The organism is Methylobacterium sp. WL18, assembly GCF_008040015.1.
Classification (GTDB): Bacteria; Pseudomonadota; Alphaproteobacteria; order Rhizobiales; family Beijerinckiaceae; genus Methylobacterium; species Methylobacterium mesophilicum.
Genome location: NZ_VRVD01000414.1, coordinates 1 through 4224 on the forward strand (window position 1 = coordinate 1; position 4224 = coordinate 4224).

Sequence of the window (4224 nt, forward strand, 5' to 3'; positions counted from 1 at the left end):
GGCCGGCACCACGCTGAGGATCACGGCGCTCGGGCAGCGCGCCCGGCAGGTCTCGGCGGCATCGATCTGATCGCCCCCGCAGGCATCCGCGAAGCAGAGCGTCGCGAGGTCCTCGCAGGTGGCCCGGAAGCCGCCCCTGCGGACGCCCTCATGCCAGTCCGCCGCCGCGGCGGATTGCGCGAGCAGCAGGCCGGCGAGCCCGATCGATGCCGTGATCCGCTTCAAGCGCGCGCCTCGCCCCCGGTTGCCGCGCGAGCCTAGCACTGGCAGGCGACCCGGACCTGTGCCATTCCGGCGACAGGCGATGCCCATCGTCGGCCGCGTCGCTCTCGAGACATCAGCCCCGCGACGGAAGCCAACCATGCCGCTCTACGCCCTCGACGACCATGCTCCGGAACTCGCCGATCCCGCCCGGGTCTGGATCGCGCCGGACGCCCAGGTGGTCGGCCGGGTCCATCTCGGCCTCGATGTCGGCATCTGGTTCGGCGCGGCCTTGCGCGGCGACAACGAGCCGATCCGGATCGGCGACCGCACCAACGTGCAGGAAGGCGTGATCATGCACGTCGATCCCGGTTTCCCGCTGACGATCGGCACGGACGTCACGGTCGGCCACGGCGCCATCGTCCATGGCTGCACGATCGGCGACGGCAGCCTCATCGGCATGGGTGCGACGGTGCTGAACGGCGCCCGGATCGGCCGGGGCTGCCTCGTCGGGGCCAACGCGCTGGTGACCGAGGGCAAGGACTTTCCGGACAACAGCCTGATCGTCGGGGCCCCGGCCAAGGCCGTGCGCACCCTCGACGCCGAGGCGGTGGAGGGGTTGCGGCAGGCGGCCCTGCGCTACGTCGAGAACGCCCGACGCTACAAGGCCGGCCTGCGCCGCATCGACGACTGAGCGCGACAGGCCGCTCCGGGGTGGGAGCGGCCTGCCTGGAAAAACTTACTTCTTGTTCTTCGCCCGCTCGATCGCTTCCTCGATCAGCCGGTGGGCCTCTTCCTTGTCGCCCCAGCGGACGAACTTCACCCACTTGCCGGGCTCCAGGTCCTTGTAGTGCTCGAAGAAGTGCTGGATCTGCTGGATCGTGATGTCGGGCAGGTCGGTGTAGTTCTCGACCCGGTCATAGCGCTTGGTCAGGTGGCGCGAGGGCACCGCGATGACCTTCTCGTCCTCGCCGCCCTCGTCCTGCATCACCATCACGCCGACCGGGCGGGCGCTGATGATCGCGCCCGGCAGCACCGCGCGGGTGTTGGCCACGAGCACGTCGCAGGGATCGCCGTCGCCCGACAGGGTGTGGGGGATGAAGCCGTAGTTCCCGGGGTAGAACATCGGCGTATAGAGGAACCGGTCGACCACCAGCGCCCCGGACTCTTTGTCCATCTCGTACTTGATCGGCTCGCCGCCGAGCGGCACCTCGATGATGACGTTGACGTCGTGCGGGGGCTTCTTGCCGAGCGGGATGGCGTCGATGTTCATGGCGTATGGCTTCCGGGATGCGGCCTGCACCGCTTCCCGGACCTCTTAGATGCCTGGCCCGGCGATGCAAATCAGTATCGGCGCCGGGCCGGCGACGAGTCCCAGGAAACGTTAGCTGAACAGGTATCCGACCTTGGGCAGGGCGACGCCCGCGACCCGGTCCATCACCCGCGGCCCGGCCCGGCCCCCGAGACCCTCGTAGAAGGCACCGGCCCGGTCGTTCTCCTCCAGGCTCCAGACGCCGAGCTGGGTCAGCCCATGATCGGCGAGATCGTTGCGCACCGCCTTGAACAGGCGGCGTCCGAGGCCGATGCCCTGGTATTCCGGCATCAGGTAGAGTTCGTCGATCTCGGCCTCCGAGCCGAGCGCCCGGCTTCGGGTGCGCCCGTAGGCGGCGTAGCCGACCACCCGCTCCCCGGTCTCGACCAGGGCGATCGGGCGGCCCCGGCGTAGCGCGCTGCGCCACCAGGCCCGGTCGCGCCCGGCGATCAGCCGCTCGAGCGCCACGCCGGGAATGAGGCCGCGATAGGCCTCGCGCCACGACGCATCGAACACCGTCGACAGGCTGCCGAGGTCGGCCTCGCGAGCCCGGCGGATGCTCGTGGTGCGCGTGCTCATGGGCTTCCGGCCTTCCCCCTTACGACCTGCGGATAACCCGCGCGGTTCGCCCAGGTTCGATCCCGATCCGGGCGGAGTGAAGGCAAGATCGACGCCGTTTTTCTGGAACTTTCCGGCGATGGGTGGCGAAAGGCCCTGATCGGTCGGTCCGACGGGCGAATTGCCGGGCTTCCGGGGGGCTGTTAGAGCCGGCTCCCGACTCCGCGGCAGCCTCATCGTGTTCAACCGCTTCCTCAAGCCCGAGACGCGCTACGCGCGTCGCATGGCCCGGATCGCCCGCTTCGAGCGGCCGATCGCCGGCCCCGGCGACCGGCTGAAAGCCTGGGCGAACATGCTGCTGATCGATCACGGCGTGTTCCGGCTGGCCTATCTCAACCGCCACCGGGTCGGCACGGGCCGGATCTGGCGCTCGGCCCAGCCCGGCCCGCACCAGCTCGCGCGCTTCCGGGCGGAGGGCGTGCGCACGATCATCTCCCTGCGCGGCGGGCGCGAGCACGGCTCCTGGCCGCTGCAGCGCGAGGCGTGCGAGCGGCATGGGCTGACCCTGGTGGAGTTCGTCCTGCGCTCCCGCGAGGCCCCCGACCGGGACACCCTCCTGCGCGCGAAGGGCTTCTTCGCCGGAATCCAGTACCCGGCGGTGATGCACTGCAAGTCGGGCGCCGACCGGGCCGGGCTCGCCTCGGCGCTCTACCTGATCCTGCACGAGGGCCGCCCGGTGGCCGAGGCCGCCCGCCAACTCTCGGCCCGCTACGGCCATCTCCGCTTCGCCAAGACCGGCATCCTCGACGCGTTCTTCGCCCGCTACCTGGTGGAGGGTGAGGCGAGGGGCATCGATTTCCTGACCTGGGTCGAGACGATCTACGATCCGGAGGCGCTCAAGCGGGACTTTCGACCGGGGTTCTGGTCGGACCTCGCCGCCGACACGGTGCTGCGGCGGGAGTGATCACGCTGCATCGTCCTGATCGGGCGGACTTGCCAGGATTACACACGCGTTCCACATTGCAAGCACGGTTTGCTCATCGGCGATCCGTATTCCCATCGGGATGTTGGGCGTGGATTCGCGGGACCTGATCCGCATGCTCCAGGCGGATGGTTGGATCTGGCATTCAACCACCGGGAGCCATCGGCATTTCAAGCACCCGCTGAAACCTGGCAAGATCACGATCCCTCATCCAACAAAGGATATGCATCCCAAGACGGTCAAATCGATCCTCCGGGCGGCGGGCCTGTGATCGGACGACCCGTTTGGCGAGGATTGATGGTCATGAACTCCTATATCGCTCTGATCCATCCACCGATCGGTACCTCCGCGTGGGGTGTCACATTCCCGGACGTGCCAGGCTGCATTTCTGCAGGGCCGAGTTTCGAAGCCGCCGTCGACGCTGCCCGCGAAGCGCTGTCCGGGCATCTCGCCGTGCTGGGCTCGGATGGAGTGGCTCCCCCATCCTCCCGGACGCTGTCAGAGCTTCATGCAGATCCGACCGTTGCGGAAGATCTAGACGGCGCGATGGTCCAGCTCATCGCGCCGCGGCGCGTCCCGGGCGAACGGGTGCGCGTCAACATCATGATCGACAAAGGCCTTCTGCGCTTGACCGACGAAGCGGCCGAGGAGAAAGGCCTCAGCCGATCGGCCTTCATAGAGGCGGCCCTCATTAGCGCGGCCGAGAGCTGAAGCCTGAGCGCTACTCCGCCGCCGGCCGCGCGGCCTCGCGGAACGGGTGGGCCGGGTAGGTGCCGACCACCCGCAATTCGCGGGAGAAATAGCCGAGCTCGTCGAGCGCCCGGGCGAGGCCCGGATCCTCGGGGTGGCCGTCCACCTCCGCGTAGAACTGCGTGGCGGTGAACTCGCCGTCCATCATGTAGCTCTCGAGCTTCGACATGTTGACGCCGTTTGTCGCAAACCCGCCCAGTGCCTTGTAGAGCGCGGCCGGGATGTTGCGGACGCGGAACACGAAGCTCGTCACGCACGGGCCGGCCCCGGCTGCGGCCGGCTCGGGATCGGGGGAGAACACCACGAACCGGGTGGTGTTGTGCGCCTCGTCCTCGACGTCGCGCTCCAGGATGTCGAGGCCGTAGACCTCGGCGGCCAGCGCGGGTGCGAGCGCGGCCCGGCTCGGGTCCCCGATCTCCGC

At 68.9% G+C, this 4224-nt stretch carries 8 protein-coding genes; 4 read left to right on the plus strand and 4 right to left on the minus strand.

The annotated features are described in order from the left end of the window. Nucleotides 1-225: hypothetical protein (locus tag FV228_RS21850; protein WP_147856527.1), on the minus strand; the 225-nt coding region annotated here is incomplete at its 3' end. 136 nt (nt 226-361) lie between these two features. On the opposite strand from FV228_RS21850, the gene FV228_RS21855 reads away from it, so the two are divergent. Beyond that, nucleotides 362-895: a gamma carbonic anhydrase family protein gene (locus tag FV228_RS21855; RefSeq protein ID WP_147856528.1), complete on the plus strand. Its 534-nt coding sequence runs from the start codon at nt 362-364 to the stop codon at nt 893-895. A gap of 45 nt (nt 896-940) precedes the next feature. On the opposite strand, the gene ppa is transcribed toward FV228_RS21855, so the two are convergent. Together ppa and FV228_RS21865 are read right to left on the minus strand one after the other, a co-directional pair. Beyond that, nucleotides 941-1474, minus strand: coding sequence for an inorganic diphosphatase (gene ppa, locus FV228_RS21860; protein WP_147856529.1), 534 nt, complete (start codon nt 1472-1474; stop codon nt 941-943). A gap of 111 nt (nt 1475-1585) precedes the next feature. Continuing rightward, nucleotides 1586-2092: a GNAT family N-acetyltransferase gene (locus FV228_RS21865; protein ID WP_147856530.1), complete on the minus strand. Its 507-nt coding sequence runs from the start codon at nt 2090-2092 to the stop codon at nt 1586-1588. A 217-nt stretch (nt 2093-2309) separates the two neighbouring features. On the opposite strand from FV228_RS21865, the gene FV228_RS21870 reads away from it, so the two are divergent. From FV228_RS21870 to FV228_RS21880, 3 genes are all read left to right on the plus strand, one after another. Further along, entirely contained in the window at nt 2310-3035 is a 726-nt protein-coding gene (locus FV228_RS21870) for a tyrosine-protein phosphatase (protein ID WP_147856531.1), read from the plus strand. Between the two features lie 100 nt (nt 3036-3135). Then, entirely contained in the window at nt 3136-3324 is a 189-nt protein-coding gene (locus tag FV228_RS21875) for a type II toxin-antitoxin system HicA family toxin (protein ID WP_187277860.1), read from the plus strand. Between the two features lie 32 nt (nt 3325-3356). Further along, on the plus strand, nt 3357-3764 hold the full coding sequence (locus FV228_RS21880; RefSeq protein ID WP_210247816.1) for a type II toxin-antitoxin system HicB family antitoxin: 408 nt from the start codon (nt 3357-3359) through the stop codon (nt 3762-3764). 10 nt (nt 3765-3774) lie between these two features. On the opposite strand, the gene FV228_RS21885 is transcribed toward FV228_RS21880, so the two are convergent. Continuing rightward, nucleotides 3775-4224: prephenate dehydratase domain-containing protein (locus FV228_RS21885; protein ID WP_281406519.1), on the minus strand; the 450-nt coding region annotated here is incomplete at its 5' end.

Excerpts from the sequence above, each read along its gene's own strand:
- FV228_RS21880 (WP_210247816.1), top strand. The coding sequence starts at position 3,357 with ATGAACTCCTATATCGCTCTGATCCATCCACCGATCGGTACCTCCGCG.
- ppa (WP_147856529.1), bottom strand. The coding sequence starts at position 1,474 with ATGAACATCGACGCCATCCCGCTCGGCAAGAAGCCCCCGCACGACGTC.
- FV228_RS21875 (WP_187277860.1), top strand. The coding sequence starts at position 3,136 with ATGTTGGGCGTGGATTCGCGGGACCTGATCCGCATGCTCCAGGCGGAT.
- FV228_RS21865 (WP_147856530.1), bottom strand. The coding sequence starts at position 2,092 with ATGAGCACGCGCACCACGAGCATCCGCCGGGCTCGCGAGGCCGACCTC.
- FV228_RS21855 (WP_147856528.1), top strand. The coding sequence starts at position 362 with ATGCCGCTCTACGCCCTCGACGACCATGCTCCGGAACTCGCCGATCCC.